Source organism: Bradyrhizobium sp. SBR1B (assembly GCF_014198205.1).
Lineage (GTDB): Bacteria > Pseudomonadota > Alphaproteobacteria > Rhizobiales > Xanthobacteraceae > Bradyrhizobium.
On record NZ_JACIHC010000003.1, the window covers coordinates 82,809 to 103,914 of the forward strand.

Below are 21,106 nucleotides of genomic sequence, written 5' to 3' on the forward strand. Positions count from 1 at the left end.
GTGGCAAAGATTTTGCACCTCTCCTGCTCGCCACGCCCTGACTCCGAGTCAAGTGCCGGCGCGCGCGTCTTTCTTGACGGCTTTCGCCAGGCCCGGCCGGACTGGGACCTCGATGTCGTGGACCTCTGGCGGGAGCGGATGCCGGAATTCTCGGGCCCCATCGCCGAGGCCAAATATGCACGGATGAACGGGCAAGCCTTCAACGACACGCAACGCGACAGCTTTGCGGAGGCCGAGCGCATGGCGCTGCGGTTTTCGTTGGCCGATCGCGTGCTGATCTCGACGCCGATGTGGAACTTCAGCATTCCCTACAAGCTCAAGCAGTGGCTCGACATCATCGTTCAGCCCGGGCTGACGTTCCGGTTCGACCCGTCACAGGGCTATCTGCCACTGCTCAAGGACCGGCCGACGCTGGTGATTCTCGCCAGCGGCAGTGACTTTGCCACCGGCATGAACCGCGGCCGCATCGACATGGCAACGCCTTACCTGCGAGATATCCTGCGCTTCATCGGTATCGACAATGTCCGCTTCGTGCCGATCGGGCCAACCACGGGACCGCAGCAGCCGATTAAGGCTGCGCGGGAAAGGGCGCATCGACGTCTGGCCGCAATGGCGGCGAATTTCTGAGCGCCCGCCAACGCCGAACCCGTTCAGAGAAGCCCGATTTGCGCCGAGCCTTGCGCGTCGCCTGATCGGGCCTGACGATAGACGTGCCCTGGCTCTGCCCACAGAAACCCATTCGAGAACGGCACACCAGGATAGGCCGCCGCAAGCCGGCGGTTGCCGCCCTCGACATCGTCACGGCCGTTCAGCACGTCGCGAAAGGTCCTGGCGACGACGACCATGTCGCAATCCTGCGGCGACAGGCGAAGTGAGCCGACGTTGCTCTCACGCAAGATGCCGGCCTCGCCCAGCAGATTGGCGCAGGTGTGCGACAGGGTCTGCACCCCGTTGATGGTCAGAAAATCCTGCTGCTCCAGCGTGTTCAGAAGGAGACCATCCGGGTCCTTCTCACAGACGAAGCGGCAATTGTCCTTGGCGAGCTTGTGCAGGCGCGCATGATAGCAACGGGCCGAGATGGCCAGCGGCACCCTGCCGAACGCGAACACTTCGATCGTGGTATCGGGAACAGCCCTTGCGATGGTCGCCACCGAGGCCAGCGGCAGCTCCGGCGGCAGGCAGATGCGCCTCGCCCCGCGCGCGGCGTGAAAGGCCGCGCTCGCCTCGTTGTAGATGTTGACGAACGGCCCGATCGCGTGCGGCCGGCCTGCGAGCGCCCTGAGACAGGTCAGGTCATTGACCTCGACCATCACGCCTTCGGCCGCCGCAAGCTCCTCGGTCTGGCGGCGCTCACGCCGCAGCGAAACCAGGATCAGCGAACCCAGCAACACCTGCTTGCCCGCGCTCTGCAGCCGTTCGACCACGCCCGGAATCAAGTCTGCGAAGAACGGCGAGCGCTTCGAGCAGACGACCTCGCCGACGGATACGACGTCGAGCGGCGCTTCGTCGGCGATCCGGAAATAGAAGTCGCGCCAGCGTTCCGGCGCCCAATTGTACAGAACGGGACCGAGGCTGAGTTGCATCTTCCGGACCTCACCTATTCGAAAAGATTAGCGCCAGGTCTTGCGATAGGCGCCGACCGTGGAGGCCTGCCCTTCGGTGAACGGCTTCAGGCTTGCGATCTCTGCCTCACTGCCGCTCTCGAGCGCGGCGAGCGCATGGCGGAAATGTCGCACCACGCTCTCGACATAGGCACGGCCGCGCTGGCGGCCCTCGATCTTGAGCGCGGTCACGCCGGCATCGCGCAAGCCTTTGAGCAGCGTCGTGGCATCCAGGCTGACGGGGTCCTCGAAAATATAGCCGGCGCCCTGCGCGGTCGAGAAGCGCCCCTTGCACAGCGTCGGATAGCCCGCAGGCTCACTCGACCCGAACCGGTTGATGGTGAAGCCACCCAAACTGGACTTCGTCCCCTCCGCGGTCTGTTCGTAGGTCACATGGCTCGGCGGCGAGCAGACGCCCTGCATGTTCGGTGACTTGCCGGTTGCATAGGACGACAGCGAACAGCGCCCCTCGGCCATCACGCAGAGGCCGCCGAACACGAAGACTTCGGTCTCGCAGGCCGATTCCCGGGTGATCTCGGCGATCTCCGGCACACTCAGGACGCGGGGCAGCACTACGCGCCGCGCCCCGAAATTCTCGGCGTAGAAGGCGATAGCATCGGGATTTGCGGCCGCGGCCTGAACCGAGACGTGCAAGCGCTGGTTAGGATGGCGCCGCGCGGCGTAGTCCATCAATCCGATATCGGCGAGGATCAGCGCATCGGCCCCCGCACTCGCCGCATCGTCCACCGCGCGATGCCAGATGTCGACCGCGGAGGCGCGCGGGAAGGTGTTGATGGCCACCAGGATCTTCGCGCCGCGGCCATGCGCCAGCGCGATCCCCTTGCGCAGCTCGTCGCGGCTGAAATTCAGCCCCGGAAAATTGCGCGCGTTGGTCTCGTCGTTGAAGCCGCAATAGATCGCATCGGCGCCGGCATCGATGGCACTCTTCAGCGCCGCCGGGGTGCCGGCAGGACAGATCAGCTCCATCATCTCGATTGCTCGCCATGGCCGGATGAGGCGATCACGCGGCCACGGGTAGCCTCGAAGGCCCGCCTCGCCGGCGCGCCCAGCGGACCGAACAGCGAGGACAGCTCTTCGGCCAGATCGAGCTGGGCGTCGTCGATCGCATTGCGCAGCGCCAGCACCGCCTCCACATCGCCCTCGACCACGAGCTCACGCGAGAACATCAGGGCATCGCCATCGACCCTGCCTTCGAGCAGAGCCAGCAGATTGGCGAGCGAAGCCGAGATCCGCGCATCCAGACCACGCGGCAAGTCACGCACCACCGACAGGCGCGGCCTGGCCTCGACCACGAAGGCGAAGGGCAGATCAATCGGCTTGATACCGAACCGCGCGCGCGCGTGATCGCCGAGCCGGTCGAATATTGCGGGGTTGCGCCGGTAGATCCGCTGCAGGACACCGCCGAGAGCGAGTTGCAACGGCAGCAGAGGCAGGGGACGCATGGCCAATGCGACAAGCGGCGGAATCGTCGGCAACGGGCCGGGCGATGCGGCGGACGGATCATTCATGGCCACACATCTGGACGGATTGCACGCCGATGTATTTGACCGGGAACAATGAAGACCGAAAACAACCCGGCTAGCTCTCATTTTTTGGGAGCTTGTCCAGTTGCAACGTGATGTGCCGCGCTTTCGCGACTTGTCCGACTTCCTGCGCTTCATCGAAAGCCGGGGACAGTTGCGACGCATTCGCGAGAAGGTCTCCGTCGTCCACGAGATCACGGAAATTCACCGGCGTGTGCTCGAGGCACACGGACCGGCACTATTGTTCGAGCAGCCCGTCAAGGCCGACGGCCGCCCCTCGGAGATGCCGCTCCTCACCAATCTGTTTGGAACGGTCGAGCGGATCGCATGGGGCATGGGCATCGCGCCCGACCGTCTTGGAGAGCTCGGCGAGTTGATGGCCGAGCTCCGCGCACCGCGACCACCGCACGGCATCAGGGATGTCCTCGATAAGCTCCCGCTCGCGCGCGCCGCGCTGGCGACGCGCCCGCGCACGCGCGCGGCGGCGCCGGTCCAGGACTGCGTCGCGATGGAGCCCGACATTGATCTTGCGAGATTGCCGGTCCAGATCTGCTGGCCCGGCGAGCCGGCGCCGCTGATCACCTGGCCACTCGTGATCACCGTGCCTCCGGACTCCGCGACGGCGGACCAGGAGGAGAATGTCGGCGTCTACCGCATGCAGGTGCTCGGCCGCGACCGCGCCATCATCCGCTGGCTGGCGCATCGCGGCGGCGCAAGGCATCACCAGCAATGGAAGGCGCTCGGGCGCGACATGCCGGTCGCGATCGTCATCGGCGCCGATCCCGCCACGATCCTTGCCGCCGTGCTGCCGCTGCCCGAGACGCTCTCCGAGCTGCGCTTCTCCGGCATCCTGCGCGGCGAGCGGCCTGACCTCGCACCATGCCTCACCGTCCCGCTCGCGATCCCGGCCGAGGCCGAAATCGTCATCGAGGGCTTCGTCTCCGCGACCGAAACCGCGCCCGAGGGGCCGTATGGCGATCACACCGGGTACTATAATTCCGTCGAGGAATTCCCGGTGATGCGCGTGACGGCGATCACCAGCCGGCGTCAGCCTGTGTACCTATCGACCTTCACGGGCCGGCCGCCGGACGAGCCGTCGCGGATCGGCGAGGCGCTCAACCAGCTGTTCGTGCCGCTGATCCGGCAGCAGTTCCCCGAGGTGACCGACTGCTGGCTGCCGCCGGAGGCCTGCTCCTACCGCGTCGCGATCGCGGCGATCAAAAAACGCTATCCCGGCCAGGCGCGGCGACTGATGCTTGGCCTGTGGTCGATGCTGCCGCAGTTCAGCTACACGAAGCTGCTGATCGTGGTCGACGACGACATCGACATCCGCGACTGGCGCGCGGTGATGTGGGCCGTCTCGACGCGCAGCGATTCCTCGCGCGATCTCGTGACGCTTACCGACACGCCGATCGACTATCTCGACTTCGCCTCGCCGAAATCCGGTCTCGGCGGCAAGCTCGGCATCGACGCCACCACGAAGATTCTGCCGGAGACGGATCGCGAATGGGGCGTTCCGCTGGCCATGGATCCCGCCGTGGTCGCGCGTGTCGATGCGATGTGGTCGAGCCTCGGCCTATCGGGCATGCCGGCGCGCGCTCCGGTCCTCGCATGAGCGGGCGGCAAGGCATCATCGTCGGCATCAGCGGCGCCTCGGGTGCTGCGATCGGCATGCGCATCGTCGAGCTGCTGGCGGACAATCCGCACTACGCAGTCCATCTCGTGGTTTCGCCCGCGGCAGAGCGTACGCTGAGCGAGGAAGTGGGACGCGATGCGCTCGCGCGGCTGCGCGCCCTCGCCTTCCGCCATCATCTTCATTCCGATATCGGCGCCGCGATCGCCAGCGGCTCGTATCCGGTCGCGGGCATGATCGTGGCGCCGTGCTCGATCCGTACGCTCTCGGCCATCGCCTGGGGGCAGCTCGACAACCTCCTGACGCGCGCGGCCGACGTGCAGCTCAAGGAACGGCGCCGGCTGGTGTTGCTGGTCCGCGAGAGCCCGCTGCATCTCGGCCATCTCAGAGCGATGCTGCAGGCGACCGAGATCGGCGCGATCATCGCCCCGCCGATGCCGGCCTTCTATCTGAAACCACAATCGCTGGATGAGGTGATCGACCAGATCGCCGCCCGGGCGATCAACCTGCTCGACCTTGCAAAGCTTCGAATACCGGCAAGGATCTGGTCCGGCCCGGGCGCCGAAGGCGTCTAGCCGGCCGCCTCGGCGGATCAGTTCACCTCGGCAAATCCGAGCGACGCCTTGACGCCCGGCGCGATCATCCAGGGTTGCCAAGGCGGCTCGAACGTCATGGTGACGTCGACCGATTCCACGCCAGGAACCAGGCACGCGCTGTTGGCGACGCCCTCCTTGAGAAAGGACGCGGCGGGGCAGCCGCGTGTCGTCGCCGTCATGGTGATGTGCGCGGCACCGTCCTCGACCGACACATCATAGATGAAGCCGAGATCGACGATGTTGTGGCCGAGCTCGGGGTCGATCACAACCTTCAGCGCCTGCCTGATCTGCTCCACGAGATCATCATCGTTGAAATTCATGCGCGCACCCTCACGGTCAGTTGATAGGAATCCTTCTGCGGCGTGAAGCCGCCGCGCCACTGATGGCCGCGCTTGGTCAGCTCCCGAAACAGGAAGACCGGCTCACGACTGAGCAAGGCTCCGAGCGTCTGCCCGGGTGCAAGCCGCTCCACTGCAGCCAGAATCCGGACCATCGGCTCCGGCGGATCGAGGTCGCGGTTGTCGAGATGAACCACAGGCTCCGGCCAATCGCCATCGCTCAACGCCGCGCGCGCCGGTTCGGCCGCATCGGGCGAGCCGTCGCCCGGCAGAAACCGGATCTCCCATTCGCCGCCTTCGAGCTCGGCCTCCCGATGCGCAAAGCCCTTGCTCGCCATGACGTCGAACAGGGGCACCGGCTTGAAGGGGGCATAGAGCCGCAGCCCCTCCCCGGGCGCGAGCCGCGCGAGCGCGGCCATGATAATCGAGAACGGCTCGCCGCCTGCACGCAGGATCGGCCGGACATCGACGTCGATGAACTCGGTCATTGCAGTCTCCTTTCAATTTCGCGAGACCAACAGTTGGGGCACGACTGCTCCGGTCGGCAGACGCAGCGGCTCCGCCACGTCCGCAAGCCGCCTTGCCCTGATAAACTCCTCGCCCAGGCCGAGCGTCGCGAGCGTCACGGCGGCGACGGCGATGCGGAAGCCGAGTGCCGCGTCGACCAGGAGCATCAGGGTTGCCGCCCAGCTTCCGGCAAAGAACAGCACGAACCATTTCAACGCGCGGCGCTCGTCAACGAGATCTTGCACGCGGGGCGTCGGCACTCTGCCCATCACCGGACCGTAGGTCTCGAGCCAGGTCAGGAACGGGACGATCTTGTAGAGATTGGCGAGCACGAGGCCAGTGAGCCAGCCGAACGCGCCGAGAAAGGCGAGCGCCCCGACATGCGACGGGAGAGAACCGGTCGCAACAAACGCGGCGCCGAGGATTGCGACCGCAACCAGGCTCGCCAGCGCAACGAGGCTCATGCGTGTATTGAGCTCGAGCGCGCGGCGCTTGCGGGCTCTGTACAGGCCGAGCATGTCGCGGCCGTAGGCGATTAGCGACAGCAGCGCCGCAACTCCTGCCAGCAGAAGCGCCAAATTCACCCCGGTCGCGCGCCTGAGTGCGAGCACGCCGCCGACAGCTCCGACGGCCAGCGCGGCAACGCCGGCAAGCCAGGCCAGCCGGCCCAGCCGCGCATCGCCGTCGGGCGCGAGCATGAACATCGCCAGCAGGCGATAACTGACGCCCATGGCCGTGAATGTCAGCCATCCGCCAAGCCCGGCAATCGCATGGATCGGAACGCCGGACACCAGAAGGTCCGGCCATTGCGCGCCGATAGCCGTTCCGGACAGCACCAGAGAGAACATGCCGCCGAATGCCGCCGTGACACAGATGCAGGCAAGCCCGGCTGCGACGAACCGCGCAGGCCCCGGCAGCGGGCGGGCCGACCAGAGTGTCATGCCGAGATTGGCAACGACCAACGCGAAACCGGCAATCAGCAGGCTCGCGCCGACCGGAAGCAGCCAGGGCGGCCCGGTGAAGTGCCCGCCAAGCGTCAGGAAGCCCGCGAGCAGGATGGTTAGCCCAAGCGTCAGCAGCGCCAGAGCCGGCAGTATCCAGCGCTCCGCATAGAGCGGCCTTGCGACCAGCACCGGCACGAACTGGAACAGCGCGCCACACAAGACCGTGCTCAACCAGCCGATGCTGACCATGTGCACGATGACGAGCGTGTCCGGGCCGCCGATGTCGTGGTTCGGAAAACCGAACCCGGCGACAACAAGCACTTCCGCAAGCAGCAGCCATACGATTGCGACCGCGAAGTAACTGATGGCCCATCTACAGAGGCTGGTTCCAATCACGGCTTGCTTCCCGCGTGCGACACGAAACCCGTGTCGGCACCCGAAAAGGTAAGCAGTTGCAGTCACGACCACTTTGTCGAGGCGCAAACTCCGGCGCCTTTGGCGACTGCCGACATCAGCATCTGTTCAGGGCAAGACCAACTTCTTGCGGATCGCATAGCGGACGAGCTCAGCGGTGGACGACATCCTGAGCTTGCGCATGGCCGAGGCGCGATGGGTCTCGACGGTCTTCACACTCAATTTCAGGATGGAGCTGATCGACCTGTTGGTATGCCCCTCCGCGATCAGCTGGACCACGCTCTGCTCGCGCGAAGTCAGCAGCATGTCGGTCCGATTCTCCTTGTTGCCCTGGTAGTCGTGCAGCAGCCTCTCCAGCAGGATGCTGGTGAAGTAAGGCCTGCCGTCCAGCAGGGCCTCGATGGCGGAAATGAGGTGCTTGCGTGCGTCTGACTTGAACAGAAACCCGCGTACCCCGGCCAGAATGGCTTCAGTCAGAAGCTCTTCGCTCTCGTGCATCGTCAGGATCAGAACCTGCGCGCCAAGGTGGAGTGCCTTGAGGCGGCGACTGACCTCCAACCCGTTCATGACCGGCATGGAATAATCGACGATCACGATGTCCGGCCTGGTCTCGAGCGCCAGCGCGACCGCCTGCTCGCCATCGGTCGCCACGCCGCTCACGATCCAGCTGGAATGCGCTTCGATGATTGCACGCAGCCCGGAACGCACAACTTCATGATCATCCGCAATCAAGATGCGTTTCACCGTGTCGTTCCCGTTGGCCGACCCTTGCGCTTCCGGGCCGATACCGGCAGCAAACCGGCAGCACAGTCGAACGATCATAGGGAGCGTGGCTGGAATCGTTATCCCACAAAACCCTGATATCTCCGGGCGAAGGTACCGACGCCCGTATTGCTCGCCGATATCGCCGTTTCAAGCCTCGACCAGCCCGGTCCGAACGGCGTACCGGACCAGCCCCGCCGTCGAGTTCACTTCCAGCTTGCGCATCGCTGCTGCCCGATGGGCCTCGGTGGTCTTGACGCTGAGGTCGAGGATCGCACTGATGCCCTTGTTGCTGTATCCTTCCGCGACCAGCTTGACGACCAGTTGCTCGCGGGCCGTGAGTTCGTGATGCCGCTCGCCGTTGGTCCGCGGCGCATGGTCGAGTTCGGTCTTCCGGGGCCAGAATGGCCGGTGCAGCAATAAGGCTTCGACAGCTGCGACAAGCAGCTTGTTGGCGTCGGACTTCACCAGGAATGCACGCGCCCCCGCCTCGAATGCTTGCTGGGCAAGCAAGCCCGAATTGTGCACCGTGAAGATCAGCACCTCCGTCTGCAGCGGATACTCTCTGATCCGCCGCGCCACCTCGACACCGGTCATGCGCGGCATCGAGAAGTCGACGATGGCGACATGGGGCCGGCTTTCGATCGCGGCTGCTACCGCCATGCCGCCGTCATTCACCTCGGCGACCACCTCCCAATCCACCCGTTGCTCGAGCACCGCACGCAAGCCCGACCGTACCGCCTCATGATCATCCGCGATGAGAATTCGCTTCATGGCAGAGCACTCCGAATCCGCATCGGCGATGGGCCGTGACTCCGGCCCGCCGCCCCGCGGTTAGTGTTTTTTCGCTGATTGTGCGCCTGCGCGGGCCCTTGCATTTGTCGTGGCCCCGCGGCGATTGGCCCTGTTCGCCGGGGGAGCATAGGGAAATACTGCACACAGCACCGTGCCGGCATGCCGCGGCGCGCGACTGGATTGGATGTCGAGCGTACCTCCGATCTCGTGCAGCCGCGCTTGCATCGCCGGAATTCCGACACCAACAGAGACCGCGCTCCTGCCGAAACCCGGCGGGAGCCCAATTCCATTGTCGCTGAGCGTCAGGTGAAACCGGCCGTCCGCGGTATCGATGACGATGGCCACCTCGGTCGCGTTCGCATGACGGAAGACGTTCGTCAGCGCTTCCTGGACGACCCGCAGCAACGTTCGTTTCGTCTCGTAAGGCAACCGATCCACATCCGGCACGATGTCGACACTCGCGCGCAACGACGTGCGCGCCGCAAATCCCTCCGCGTACCGCTCGATCGCAGCCTTCAGGCCCTCACCGGCGAGGTTCCGGGGATGCAGCAGATAGGCAAAGGCGCGGATTTCCCGGAGGGCTTCATCGATCGATGCATCGATTTCGTCGCAGAGCCGCTCGGCCAAGTCCGGTTCGCCGATGCTGCTCCGGATCCGCATGAGACCGAGACTCGCGGCAATCAGGTGCTGGCAGGTCGAATCATGGAGATCGGAGGCTATCCGCTGCTGGATGCCTTCCTGGATCGATACCAGGCCGAGATTCACGTCGAGCCCGTTGCCCTGTCCGACCCCGCTCTCGAACGCGCGGCTGCGCAGGGCGCGGTGGCTGCCGATCAAGCGAACCGCACCACCACACGAAGATTGAACGACCGGAGTTACTACCGTTTCGACGTTCCGGGGCGAGCCACCGAACGCGAGACGCTGCCGGATCCTGATTTCCGCTCCTTCCGCAACGCACGCCCCCAGCGCCTGGCAGACGATTCTAGCGTCGTCCGCGTTCATGCAATCGAACACATCCATGTCGTAGACGTCTTCCGGCGAGAGACCGAGCCGGGACCCAAACTCCGGATTGATCGCCTCATAGACGAAGCGCCCTTCAGGAGACGGACGCACGACGAAGAGGAGATCAGCCGAAAACGTCCAATAGAGCGCTTCGATCGATTGTTCCGAACCTGTCCGCAGCCAGTTTCCGAGGCCGGTTCGATGCGACTCGCTGGCGGGGGAGACATGTACCTTCACGATACGCACTCACTCTTCTCCGGCGACATCGCGACGCTGACAACAGCATCGCTTGTGTCCGTTCGCCTGTTCGGGGACATCTCCCCTCGCCGGCTCGCGGACGCGCCTTGGAGCCGATCCGACTATACACCCCGGAATCGTCCTACAACAAGAGGTAGCATTTCCATGGGATTAAAATCTTGAATCCGCGACACGCCGTCTGCGCTGCGCGACGAAAGCGGTTCTGCGCGTTCGAATTTGCCGCAACAGAGATTAAAAATGCGGAGTTCCGAGGCAGCGGAGTTCGGAGACAGCGGAGTTCCGAGACAACGAACTCCCGCGCCGATAGGCGGCCATGCCTACCAGCGTACCGATGACGCTAGCGGCTGCCGCCACCATTTGCGCCGGACTTCCTCCTGCGTTCCGTCCTTGCTTTCGGAGCCGCTGGAGGCGGTGCAATCTGCAGGGGATGCGATGGCGGCGTCAGACGGTTTGTCGCGGCATCGTCCCGAAGCGCATCGGTATCAAGACGCTGGCTTCGATCGACGGCGTCACGCGGATCGGCGGCGGCAACGGATGCCGCCGCGATGCCCACAACAATGCCGATCAACAGCGACAAGCCTCTTGCGTGCATCGATCGGATACCTCTCAGAATGCGAAGTCCAGACGAGGGCCGATGCGAACGTCCCTATATCGCCGTAGCGGCACGTTCGACGTTCGCGCCTCGTACAGCACGGTCGTCGTGAGCGACAGATTGCTGGCAAAATTATACTTCAGACCGACGTCCGCCGAATAGAGCTGATCGCGCCGCCCGCTATTGAGTCCATCGGTGAACCAGTAAGCTTCGAACAACGGCGTGCTCACAATCGACCATTTGGAATCGAGCTTGACCTCGATACCGAGCACGGCGTCAAAGCGCCAGCGGCGCGCCTCCGCCAGGTCGGAAAATCGATAGGTCAGGAGCAGCAACGGCGAAAACGTCGCGTTGTTGAAGCGGAAGTCGCGCGCAACCGAGCCCATCACATCGTTCGAGGTGAAGGCGAGGTCGCGGTAGATTCCGTCAAAATCGTAGCGATGCTCGTAAATGGCGGAGAAGCGCCAGCCGTCCCAATTCTGGGTCAGGCGCCCGCCCATCCGCGCGACGGCAAAGTTGCCGTCCTTCTCCCGCGAAAACGCTTCATATTGCGCGCGTGCATAGAGGCGGTACGACAGGTCATTGCTGAGGTTCCCGTCCAGCCGGACGCTCACGTCGGGCACGTAGTAAACGTCCGACTTGCGGTTGTCGCGGGTAAACAGGGCGTTGTCGGTGAAGGTGGGCGCGATGGAACCGACGACGCTCCAGGATGGTACTGAGGTGTACGGCACAGGAGCCGCGATCGTCTTGAGCTCGGTGACATCAAGGTCGGCTGCACCTGCCGTGCTCGCGCCGAGCAGACCAAAGATCGGCAGAAGAATTCTGGATCTTCGCATGGTGTCCCTCGATGGCTGTCGCGTGCATCGGGATTCGCGTCAGGCTGTGACACGATTGTGGCGTGTTAATGTTCTCTGACTAAATCACGGGTTGATAAAATCGATCATCGTTTCGTAACAGGCCGCAGTGACCGCTGATGCGGGCCTAATAGTCGACCGCGTCCCTGGTGATCGGACAACTCATGCAATGACCACCGCCGCGACCACGTCCGAGTTCCGCACCAACGATGGTGACGACCTCGATGCCTTCCTTGCGCAGCAGCGTGTTGGTGTAGGTGTTGCGGTCATAGGCGAACACGACGCCAGGGGATGCGCAGACGAGATTGGCGCCGCTATCCCACTGGGTCCGCTCGCGCATATAGGCATTTCCACCCGTCTCCACCACGCGCAGCTTCTTCAGCCCAAGCGCCTCTGCGACGACCTCGACGAAGGGCTTTTCGTCCTTGCGCAGCTCGATGCCTGCGGAGTTGTCGGCCGGACGGTAGGAAAATGCCGCGATATTGTTGACGATGTCCGGATAAAGCAGCACGCAATCGCGATCGGCGAATGTGAAGACCGTATCCAGATGCATCGCCGCTCGAAGCTTGGGCATGGCAGCCACGATCACGCGCTCGGCCGCCTTCTTCCTGAACAGGGCGGCAGCGAGCTGGCTGATGGCCTGCCGCGAAGTACGCTCGCTCAATCCGATCAGCACGTTGCCTTTTCCGATCGGCATCACGTCGCCGCCCTCAAGCGTCGCAAGGCCGTGATCCTGTGTCGGATCACCCCACCAGACATTGACCTTGCCGGCGAAATCCGGATGGAACTTATAGATCGCGGCGGCGAGGATAGGCTCTTCGTGGCGCGCCGGCCAGAACAGCGAATTCAGCGTAACGCCCCCGTAGATCCAGCAGGTCGTATCGCGCGTGTACAGGGTGTTGGGAAGGGGCGGCAGAAGATACTCGGTCATGCCGGCCGCTTCCCGGATGAGCCTGAGCGTCTCGCCGCCGCGGGCTTCTGGAAAGTCCTGGGTCGACAATCCGCCGATCAGCGTCTCCGCCAACTCGCGCGGCTTGAGGCTTTCCAGATAGCCGCGCAGCTCGTCGATCAGGCCGAGGCCAACCTGATTGGGGATCACCTGGTTGTCGAGGATCCACGTCCTCGCCTCCGGAATCGCGACCGTGTCGGCGAGGAGATTGTGCATCTCGACGACTTCGATTCCGCGGTCGCGCATCTTCTGCACGAAATCGAAATGATCGCGCTTGGCGTTGTCGACCCATAGGACGTCGTCAAAGAGCAAGGTGTCGCAGTTCGTCGGCGTCAGACGTTGATGGGCCCGCCCCGGCGAACAGACCAGCACCTTGCGCAGCTGGCCGACTTCCGAATGAACACCGAAGGGAATCCCTGCATCCGATGTCTGCTTTGTCATGAGGCCTATCTCCGGAACTGCTCCGCTCAGATCGTGATGTAGCCGGTGGCCAGGCCATGAACGCCGACGACCGCGCCGATCGCAACGACAATGAAGATGATCCACTCGGCGAAGGTGAAGACTCTCGCCTTCTGCTCGAGGCGCGCCCACAAATACAGTGCCGTGCCGGGCGCGTAGAGGATGGCCGACAGCAGCAGATATTTCATTCCGGCCGCATAGATCAGGAAGAGCGTGTAGATCAGCGCAATGCCGGTAAAGATCAGCCCGCTTCGACGCGCGTCCGGGCGCTTCTCATAGGTCTCGCCCCGCTTGACCAGCAAGAGCCCGTAGGCGGCGACCAGGAAAAACGGGATCAAATTCATGACGCTCGTCAGATTGAGCATCAGCGAGAAGGCGTCCCGCGACCAGTAGGTGCTGATGACGAAGAGCTGGACGACGATGTTGGTCAGCCACAGCGCCGCAGCCGGGACCTTGTTCTCGTTCTCGGTGCCGAACAGGGCCGGCATATCCCTGGTGCGGCCCGCGGCCGAAAGAACTTCGGTGCAGATCAAGCTCCAGGCGAGATAAGCCCCGAGCACCGAAACCAGAAGTCCGATGCTGACGAAGACCGCGCCCCAATGCCCGACCACGGCCTCCAGCACCGCCGCCATGGACGGCTGTCGCATCTCGGCGATGTCGGCGCGCGGCAGCACGGCGTAGGGCAGCATGGTGACGAGCACCATCAGGCTGGTCACCATCACAAAGCCGATGATCGTCGCCGCGCCGACATGGGATCGTTCCTTGGCATAGCGGGAATAGACGCTGGCCCCCTCGATCCCGAGGAACACGAACACCGTGACCAGCATGGTCGCGCGGATCTGCTCGAAGAGCCCCTTGTCCGGCATGCCCTCGCCGCCCCAGAAATTGTCGCTGAACTGGTCGGCCTTGAAGGCGAAGATCAGGATGACGATAAAGACCAGGATCGGCACGATCTTGGCGATCGTCACGATGGTGTTGATCGCGGCGGCCTGTTGCACGCCACGCAGGATCATGAAATGGAAGAGCCAGATCCCGATCGAGGCGACGATGATGGCGGTGACGGTATTGCCGTCGCCGAACACGGGAAAGAACGCGCCCAAGGTCGACTTGATCAGGACCCAATACGACACGTTGCCAATGCAGCTTCCCATCCAGTAGCCAAGCGCCGAGAGGAAGCCGGGATAATCGCCGAAACCCGCTTTCGCATAGGCGTAGACACCGGCGTCGAGTTCAGGCTTTCGCTCTGCCAATGACTGAAACACGCGCGCCAGCGTGTACATGCCACCACCGGCGATGCACCAGGCGAAGATGGCGCCGAATGGACCGGTTGCGATGCCGAAAGTGCGCGGCAGTGAGAAGATGCCGGAACCGACCATGGAGCCGACCACCATGGCCGTCAGAGCAAACAGCGAAAGCTTCTGGATCGACGGCGTCGCGCTCATGTGAAGGCCTCGGACCGCGAACGATGGTCGGCGCAGCGGCCGCGTCGCTCGCTGCGAGCCGGACGATGCGCCGTGGAGCGCGCATGGCCAATCAGGTGATTACCTAGTCGAGGTCCGGGATTACCCTCACCGCCCACACGCCCTCAGGCCGCGAACGAAGAACCGGAAGCTTCGGCCGGCTCCTTTCCGCCGAACCATGCCACATACAGTGTCGGCAGGAAGACCAGGGTCAGACCTGTCGCAACCAGCAGGCCGCCCATGATCGCAAAGGCCATCGGCCCCCAGAACACCGTCGGAGCAATCGGGATCATGCCGAGAACGGTGGAGACGGCCGTCAGCATGATTGGACGAAAGCGGGAACTGCTGGCATCCACCGCGGCCTGCCAGGGTCCCTTCCCCAGTGAACGCTCCGCCTCGATCTGGCCGATCAGGATGACCGCGTTCTTGCTGATCATGCCGAGCAGAGCAAGCACACCGAGAATGGCGACGAAGCCCAACGGCCGCCCCGACAACAGCAGCGCTGCGACGACGCCGATCAGACCGAGCGGTGCAACGCTGACGACCATCAACAATCGCGGAAAGCTCTGCAACTGGGCCATCAGGACCGTGAACATGACGAACAGCATCACGGGCACCACCGCCATGACGGACGCCTGAGAATTCCGGCTTTCCTCCACCGTGCCACCGACCACGACGCGGTATGAAGCCGGCAGCGCCGCCTTCAGCTTTGCCACGGCCGCGGCCTGCCTGTTGACGACCGTCTCCGGCAGCACACGGTCGGCAATGGCCGCCCGAACCGTGAGCGTGGGCACGCGATCTCGTCGCCAGATCAGCGGAAACTCCTGATTATATTCGAACGATGCAAACTGGCTCAATGGAACGGTCCGGCCACCCGCGATCGGCATCTGCAACGTGCGTAAGCTCGCCAGCGAGACGCGCTGTTCATCGGTTGCGCGGACCACCACATCGACCAGGTAGATATCGTCCCGCACCTGCGTGACCGGCGTGCCGGATATCACGGTGTTCAGAACGGTGGAAATCGTCTGCGAACTGAGGCCGAGAAGTCGGGCCTCGTCCTGGTTGACGCGAATCCGCACCTGGCGATCGGGCTCCATCCAGTCGAAATTCACGCTCTTGGCGGCCGGATCGGCCCCGACGATCCGTGCGACCTCGAGCGCGATGTCACGCACCCGCTCGACGTCGGGGCCGCTGACGCGATACTGCAGCGGCCATCCGACCGGCGGGCCAAGGCCGAGCGGAGATACCGACGAGATCGCGTTCGGAAACTCGTCGGCGAGGAATCGTTCCAGCTTGCCATGCAGCCGCTCACGCGCCCCGATGTCTTTGGCCACGACGACCGCCTGCGTGAAGAAGTCGTTCGGCAATTCGACGCTGAGCGGCAGATAGAACCGGATCGCACCGCGCCCGACATAGGTGCTCCAATGCGCGACATCGGGATCGCCCGTCAGCATCTTGTCCAGACGTTTTGCCGCGGTTTCGCTGGCAAAAATCGACGAGTTCTGCGGCAGGCTGAGATCGACCAGCAGTTCCGGCCGATCGGAGGACGGAAAGAACTGTTGCGGAATGAGCGGCAGCGCGAGCACGGAGGCGACGAACAGCGCGGCGGTCCCACCGAGGGTCAGCCATTTGGCGCGGATCGCCGATATCAGCAAGCGTCGATACAGCCGGAATACCCGTCCGGGAGCCGCAGCGCCCTTCTGCTTGGGCGGGACAAGGATGGCAACGCCGAGCAGTGGCGCGAAGATCACCGCGACGAACCAGGACGCCAGTAGCGCGATCGCGACCACAGCGAACAGCGAGAACGTGTATTCGCTCGCGGCGCTGGCGGCAAAGCCGACCGGAATGAAGCCCGCGATCGTCACGAGCGTCCCCGCAAGCATGGCCAGCGCGTGGGTCCGAAAGGCGTAGCTGGCGGCCTCGACCTTGCTGTCGCCCAACGCCAGGCGAATGAGCGTGGCATCCGTCGTCGTCATGGCGTCATCGACCAGCAGGGCAAGCGCAATGATCAGGGCCCCGAGCGATATCCGCTGCATGTCGATCTGAAGCACCGCCATGACCGGAAACACGACCGCGAGCGTGAGCGGGATCGCCAGCGCGATGATAAGGCCCGGACGAACCCCAAGGCTGATGAAGCTCACGGCCAGAATGATGGCGATCGCCTGCAACAACGAGGTCATGAACTCGCCGACCGCCTTGCCCACGACGACGGCCTGGTCGGCCACCAGGCTGGGCTCGATCCCGATCGGCAGATCAGCGGTGATCCGCGCCATCGCCGCCTTGACGTTCCTGCCGAGCGCGAGGATGTCGCCGCCGTCGCGCATGGCGATGGCAAGCCCGATCGCCGGACGGCCATTGATCCGGAACAGCGGCTGAGGTGGATCGGCGTAGCCCCGCCGCACTTTCGCAAGGTCGCTCAGGCGCAGCATGCGATCGCCGGCGGCGAAGTTGATATCGGCGATGTCCTGCTCGGACAGGAAGCTGCCCGACACCTGCAGCGATATCCGCTCGGTGCCGGTCTGAATCGTTCCAGCCGGCATCACGATATTCTGCGCCCGCAACGCCGCGATCAGAGCCGTGCGATCAACACCGAGATTTGCAAGCTCCTGCTTGGAGAACTCGACGAAGATCACTTCCTCTTGTGCGCCCAGCAGCTCGATCTTCGCGACATCCGGCACAGCCAGGAGCTGCGAACGGATCGCCTCGACCCGGTCACGCAGCTCGCGTTGCGCGAAGCCATCGCTGGTAAAGCCATAGACGATGCCAAAGGTGTCGCCGAAATCGTCGTCGAAGAACGGACCGACGACACCGGCAGGCAGCGTATGGCGAATGTCGCCGATCGTCTTCCGCACGTGGTACCAGGTATCGGAGACATCCCGCGCATTGGTGCTTCCCTTGAGGTTCACGAAGATGGTCGTGAGGCCTGGCCGGGTGAAGCTGCGCAGGAAATCCAGATGCGGGGTCTCCTGCAATTGGCGCTCGAGGCGCTCCGTCAGCTGCTTCATCGTCTCGTCGGCCGTCGCCCCTGGCCAGACGGCATGAACGACCATGGTCCGGATCGTGAAGGCGGGATCCTCGTTCCGGCCCAGCCGGAAATATGACAGGACGCCGGCGGCCACCGCTATCAGCATGAGGTAGACGACCAGCGAGCGTCGCCCCAGTGCCCATTCCGAAAGGTTGAATCCACTCATCGCCCCGACCCGAGCACGCGCACCTTCTGGCCTGGATGAAGTGCCTGAACGCCTGCGGTCACGACGATCTCGCCGCTATCAAGCCCTTGCGCGACGATCACCTGCGCCTGGTCGAACCGCAGCACGTCGACGTTCCGCACTGAGACCGTATTGGCCGAGGGATCGAAGACCCAGACGGCCGGCTGTTGATTCATCCTCGTCAGCGCGGTTGCGGGAATGCCGATCATCGGGCCGGAGCTCGCCTCGGCGCGCCCGACCACGGTCGCCCCGAGCCGCATTGCAGCCGGCGGATCGGTAAGGCCCACCTTGACCTCGAAGGTCCGCGTGACCGGGTTGGCCTGGGCGGCGACCTGCCGGATGCGCCCCTGTGCCGTTACTGCCGGATCGTCCGTGAGCGCGACCGTTACCTGCAGATTGGCAGGCGCCGCTCTCACCAGTTGGGCGGGCACATCGAAGACCGCATCGCGACCGTCCTGGCGAGCGATCTTCGCAATCGTCTGCCCGGCCTGAACGACCTCGCCGGCGGCGGGGCCGGTTTCGGTGACCTTGCCCGGCGCATCGGCGCGCAGCTCGGTAAAGCCAACTTGATCGTGGGCGGCGCTCAACTGGGCTTCGGCCATATCGAGCTGCGATTGGGCGGTCTGCTGCGCCTGCGTCGCGGCTTCGAAGTTGGCGCGGGTGGTCCAACCCTGCGCCAGCAGCGTCTGCTGACGCTCGAAATGATTGCGGGCCTGAGTGAGCTGGCCTTGCGCAGCAGCAAGTGCCGCCTGCGCCTGGCGTAGCGCGTTCGCTTCGTTCTGCGATTCCAGTTGCGCCAGAAGCTGGCCGGCCTGGACGCGATCACCAAGCCGGGTGTTGTTCGAAAGCAGCCGCCCGCCGATTCGAAATGCGATGCTTACCTCGTCCTCCGCCTCGATACGCCCCGTAAACGTGAACGGCGTTAGCTGCTCGCGCTTCTCGACCGTGGTCGTGCGAACCGGACGTGGCGCCGGGGGCGCATCCTCCACCGGGCCTCTTTCACAGGCGGCAACCAGCAGCGTGGTGACCGCTGCGACAAGCGCGATGTTCAGCGGCCGCATCGGCATGACATGATCATCGGTCAACTGCTCCGCTGACGATCTTGTCGATAGATCATCTCGCTTCCATCGGTAAATCTACTGAGCGATCACAGATGCAATCGTGGTCCGGAGAACCTTCCGGCAGCAGTCAGAAGATTCCCAGGGCAACGTCAGGCAATCACCCGATACCGGAAACGCCGCAAGCGGTGCATTAAGGCTGCACCTGCTCCCGCCGCGGCGCGTTCGCCAAAGCAGCAGGTGGCAAGGGAACCGGCCGCTCAGGCTCCGAATGATTCACACGACGACAGGAGGATCGACATGAGAAAGCTGGCTTTGCTGTCCGCGGCCATCTTCATTGCGCTCAGCGCGATGGGTTCGACGACGCCCGTACAGGCGCAGGATCTGGCATGGTGCTCGAAGATCAAGGGAATGCTCAACTGCATGTATGAGACCCGCTCCCAATGCCGCGCATCGGTGAGCGGGCGGCAGGGCACCTGCGTGCAAAATCGCCGCCGCTGACGGCAGCGCTCAGTCCGATATCGGCCGGGCGGCGTAAATGACGTGCTGTTGGTTGTCGTACGCCACCCGGATTCGGCATGAATGCCAACTGTGCCTGCCCCATCGGGACATTCCTCCCCAACATCCGGGGTTTCCTCCAATCGCGGCGGGTCTCCTTGCACGGTAGCATCGACTGCTCCGGTTCGCATTTGGATCAACGGGAGGTGTCAATGTCCGATCTTGTCGCGATCGTGTATCCGTCGGAAGCAAAGGCAGAAGAAGTGCGCCAACAGCTATTCAAGCTGCAGAAGGAATATCTGATCACAATCAGCGACGCCGTGATTGCCGTTAAGACGGACGCGGGCGGCATCAAGCTCAATCAACTCGTCAATACCACTGCCATGGGCGCAATGACGGGAAGCTTCTGGGGCCTTCTCATCGGCGTCCTGTTCCTGAACCCGATCCTCGGAGTCGCGGTAGGCGCCGCGTCCGGCGCGCTCGGCGGCGCGCTCTCGGACTTCGGCATCGACGACGCCTTCATGAAGAGCCTGTCGACCAGCCTCCAGCCCGGCAACGCGGCCCTGTTCGTCCTGATCAAGCACATGACGGCGGACAAGGTAATCAACGAGATCAAGAGCGCCGGCGGCGTTGTGCTCAAGACGTCACTCGACGAGACGAAGGAAAAGCTCCTCCGCGATGCGCTGACGAGTGCGGTGGAGCGGCCGGCGGCCTGAAGCCGCCGTCCTCCCCATCTCAGCGCCGGCCGCCTGCAAGCCGCAACAGCATCATGAAGAGGTTGATGAAATTCAGATAGAGCGACAGCGCCGCGATGACCGACTTGCGACCCGCGGAGGTATGGTCATCCGTGCTGTCGTACATCGCCTTGATCCGCTGCGTGTCGTAGGCGGTAAGCCCGGCAAATACGCCGACGCCAACGATCGAGATCAGCCAGTCGAGCGCGCTCGAGGACAGAAAGATGTTGATCAGGCTTGCGATGATGACGCCGATCAATCCCATGAACAGGAATGTGCCCAGCCCGGAGAGATCGCGTCGCGTCGTATACCCGAACGCACTGAGCGCTCCGAAACTCGCGGCGGCGATGAAGAAGACCCGGGCAATCGACGAGTCCGTGTAGATGTGGAACAATGTCGAGAGCGATACGCCGACCAAGGCTGCGTAGAGGAAGAACAGCAGCCGTGCCGTCGACACGGACAGCGTGTTGATGCGCGAGCCGATGAAGAACACCAGCCCCAACGGCGCCAGAATGAAGACCCACATCAATGGACTCTGCAGCAGTGCCGGGCCTGTGACCTGATAGGTCAGCCAGGCCACAACGGCGGTCAAGCCGACGCCCGCGGCCATGTGAGCGTAGATGCGAAGCATGTATTCATGCAGGCCGGCGTCCACCGCAAACGCACTGCCAGTCGTCTCTGCCGCAGTCAGGTCTTGATCGAAATTTGACACATCCGCCTCCTCAGGGACTTTGCCGAGGGAGGCGACACTAATCCTCGGGCTTCCGGAGCGGCATCGGACAATCACCCGAATGGCGGCCGTGGAAATTACCCTTCTCTGTCGCAACCGCGGGCATCGCAGCGACGCCGCACATGACCGATGCGAGAGCTTGGAACGACGTCTAAGCCCTTTGGCCTAC

At 63.8% G+C, this 21,106-nt stretch carries 21 protein-coding genes; 5 read left to right on the forward strand and 16 right to left on the reverse strand.

From position 1 onward, the window contains the following. A complete protein-coding gene (locus GGD61_RS08675) occupies positions 1-627 on the forward strand; it encodes an FMN-dependent NADH-azoreductase (RefSeq protein WP_092253146.1) in 627 nt (208 codons plus the stop codon). A 23-nt stretch (positions 628-650) separates the two neighbouring features. Here the strand turns inward: GGD61_RS08675 and GGD61_RS08680 are convergent, their stop codons facing one another. The 3 genes from GGD61_RS08680 to GGD61_RS08690 are packed head-to-tail and all read right to left on the reverse strand — an operon-like array spanning position 651 to position 3,130. Beyond that, entirely contained in the window at positions 651-1,583 is a 933-nt protein-coding gene (locus GGD61_RS08680; protein WP_092253147.1) for a U32 family peptidase, read from the reverse strand. Positions 1,584-1,610: 27 nt separating this feature from the next. Next, positions 1,611-2,588: a peptidase U32 family protein gene (locus GGD61_RS08685; protein ID WP_177236998.1), complete on the reverse strand. Its 978-nt coding sequence runs from the start codon at positions 2,586-2,588 to the stop codon at positions 1,611-1,613. Continuing rightward, positions 2,588-3,130, reverse strand: coding sequence for an SCP2 domain-containing protein (locus GGD61_RS08690; RefSeq protein WP_092253151.1), 543 nt, complete (start codon positions 3,128-3,130; stop codon positions 2,588-2,590). Before GGD61_RS08690 ends, GGD61_RS08685 begins: the two co-directional genes overlap by 1 nt. Positions 3,131-3,230: 100 nt before the next feature. On the opposite strand from GGD61_RS08690, the gene GGD61_RS08695 reads away from it, so the two are divergent. Further along, positions 3,231-4,760 carry a UbiD family decarboxylase gene (locus GGD61_RS08695; RefSeq protein ID WP_092253153.1) on the forward strand — a complete coding sequence of 510 codons (1,530 nt, stop codon included), beginning with the start codon at positions 3,231-3,233 and terminating at the stop codon, positions 4,758-4,760. After that, the gene (locus tag GGD61_RS08700; RefSeq protein WP_092253155.1) at positions 4,757-5,353 is read left to right on the forward strand and encodes a UbiX family flavin prenyltransferase; all 597 of its coding nucleotides are present in this window, start codon (positions 4,757-4,759) and stop codon (positions 5,351-5,353) included. Before GGD61_RS08695 ends, GGD61_RS08700 begins: the two co-directional genes overlap by 4 nt. Before the next feature lie 17 nt (positions 5,354-5,370). Here the strand turns inward: GGD61_RS08700 and GGD61_RS08705 are convergent, their stop codons facing one another. The 12 genes from GGD61_RS08705 to GGD61_RS08760 form a co-directional block, all read right to left on the reverse strand. Next, entirely contained in the window at positions 5,371-5,694 is a 324-nt protein-coding gene (locus tag GGD61_RS08705; RefSeq protein WP_092253157.1) for a metal-sulfur cluster assembly factor, read from the reverse strand. Next, complete coding sequence (locus GGD61_RS08710) at positions 5,691-6,200, reverse strand: DUF2249 domain-containing protein (protein ID WP_092253160.1); 510 nt, start codon at positions 6,198-6,200, stop codon at positions 5,691-5,693. The genes GGD61_RS08705 and GGD61_RS08710 overlap by 4 nt, the downstream gene beginning before the upstream one ends. 12 nt (positions 6,201-6,212) lie before the next feature. Next, positions 6,213-7,559, reverse strand: coding sequence for a hypothetical protein (locus GGD61_RS08715; protein WP_177236948.1), 1,347 nt, complete (start codon positions 7,557-7,559; stop codon positions 6,213-6,215). 126 nt (positions 7,560-7,685) lie between these two features. Continuing rightward, entirely contained in the window at positions 7,686-8,321 is a 636-nt protein-coding gene (locus tag GGD61_RS08720) for a response regulator transcription factor (protein ID WP_026201965.1), read from the reverse strand. A gap of 168 nt (positions 8,322-8,489) precedes the next feature. Further along, entirely contained in the window at positions 8,490-9,113 is a 624-nt protein-coding gene (locus GGD61_RS08725) for a response regulator transcription factor (RefSeq protein ID WP_018318087.1), read from the reverse strand. Between the two features lie 60 nt (positions 9,114-9,173). Continuing rightward, entirely contained in the window at positions 9,174-10,382 is a 1,209-nt protein-coding gene (locus tag GGD61_RS08730; RefSeq protein WP_092253162.1) for an ATP-binding protein, read from the reverse strand. Between the two features lie 349 nt (positions 10,383-10,731). Beyond that, on the reverse strand, positions 10,732-10,971 hold the full coding sequence (locus tag GGD61_RS08735) for a hypothetical protein (protein ID WP_143109024.1): 240 nt from the start codon (positions 10,969-10,971) through the stop codon (positions 10,732-10,734). Positions 10,972-11,000: 29 nt separating this feature from the next. Beyond that, positions 11,001-11,822, reverse strand: coding sequence for an outer membrane beta-barrel protein (locus tag GGD61_RS08740; protein ID WP_092253165.1), 822 nt, complete (start codon positions 11,820-11,822; stop codon positions 11,001-11,003). Between the two features lie 145 nt (positions 11,823-11,967). Further along, a complete protein-coding gene (gene arcA / locus GGD61_RS08745) occupies positions 11,968-13,230 on the reverse strand; it encodes an arginine deiminase (protein WP_092253167.1) in 1,263 nt (420 codons plus the stop codon). Between the two features lie 26 nt (positions 13,231-13,256). Continuing rightward, on the reverse strand, positions 13,257-14,690 hold the full coding sequence (locus tag GGD61_RS08750; RefSeq protein ID WP_183230535.1) for a basic amino acid/polyamine antiporter: 1,434 nt from the start codon (positions 14,688-14,690) through the stop codon (positions 13,257-13,259). A 143-nt stretch (positions 14,691-14,833) separates the two neighbouring features. Next, entirely contained in the window at positions 14,834-17,899 is a 3,066-nt protein-coding gene (locus GGD61_RS08755) for an efflux RND transporter permease subunit (RefSeq protein ID WP_092253172.1), read from the reverse strand. Then, positions 17,896-19,002 carry an efflux RND transporter periplasmic adaptor subunit gene (locus GGD61_RS08760; RefSeq protein ID WP_092253174.1) on the reverse strand — a complete coding sequence of 369 codons (1,107 nt, stop codon included), beginning with the start codon at positions 19,000-19,002 and terminating at the stop codon, positions 17,896-17,898. Before GGD61_RS08760 ends, GGD61_RS08755 begins: the two co-directional genes overlap by 4 nt. 273 nt (positions 19,003-19,275) lie before the next feature. On the opposite strand from GGD61_RS08760, the gene GGD61_RS08765 reads away from it, so the two are divergent. Next, positions 19,276-19,476, forward strand: a complete 201-nt coding sequence (locus GGD61_RS08765; RefSeq protein ID WP_018318095.1) for a DUF3551 domain-containing protein — start codon at positions 19,276-19,278, stop codon at positions 19,474-19,476. Between the two features lie 209 nt (positions 19,477-19,685). Beyond that, positions 19,686-20,189, forward strand: coding sequence for a DUF1269 domain-containing protein (locus tag GGD61_RS08770; RefSeq protein ID WP_028143792.1), 504 nt, complete (start codon positions 19,686-19,688; stop codon positions 20,187-20,189). Between the two features lie 19 nt (positions 20,190-20,208). On the opposite strand, the gene GGD61_RS08775 is transcribed toward GGD61_RS08770, so the two are convergent. Beyond that, the gene (locus GGD61_RS08775; protein ID WP_183230536.1) at positions 20,209-20,919 is read right to left on the reverse strand and encodes a Bax inhibitor-1/YccA family protein; all 711 of its coding nucleotides are present in this window, start codon (positions 20,917-20,919) and stop codon (positions 20,209-20,211) included. Between the last annotated feature and the right edge of the window lie 187 nt (positions 20,920-21,106).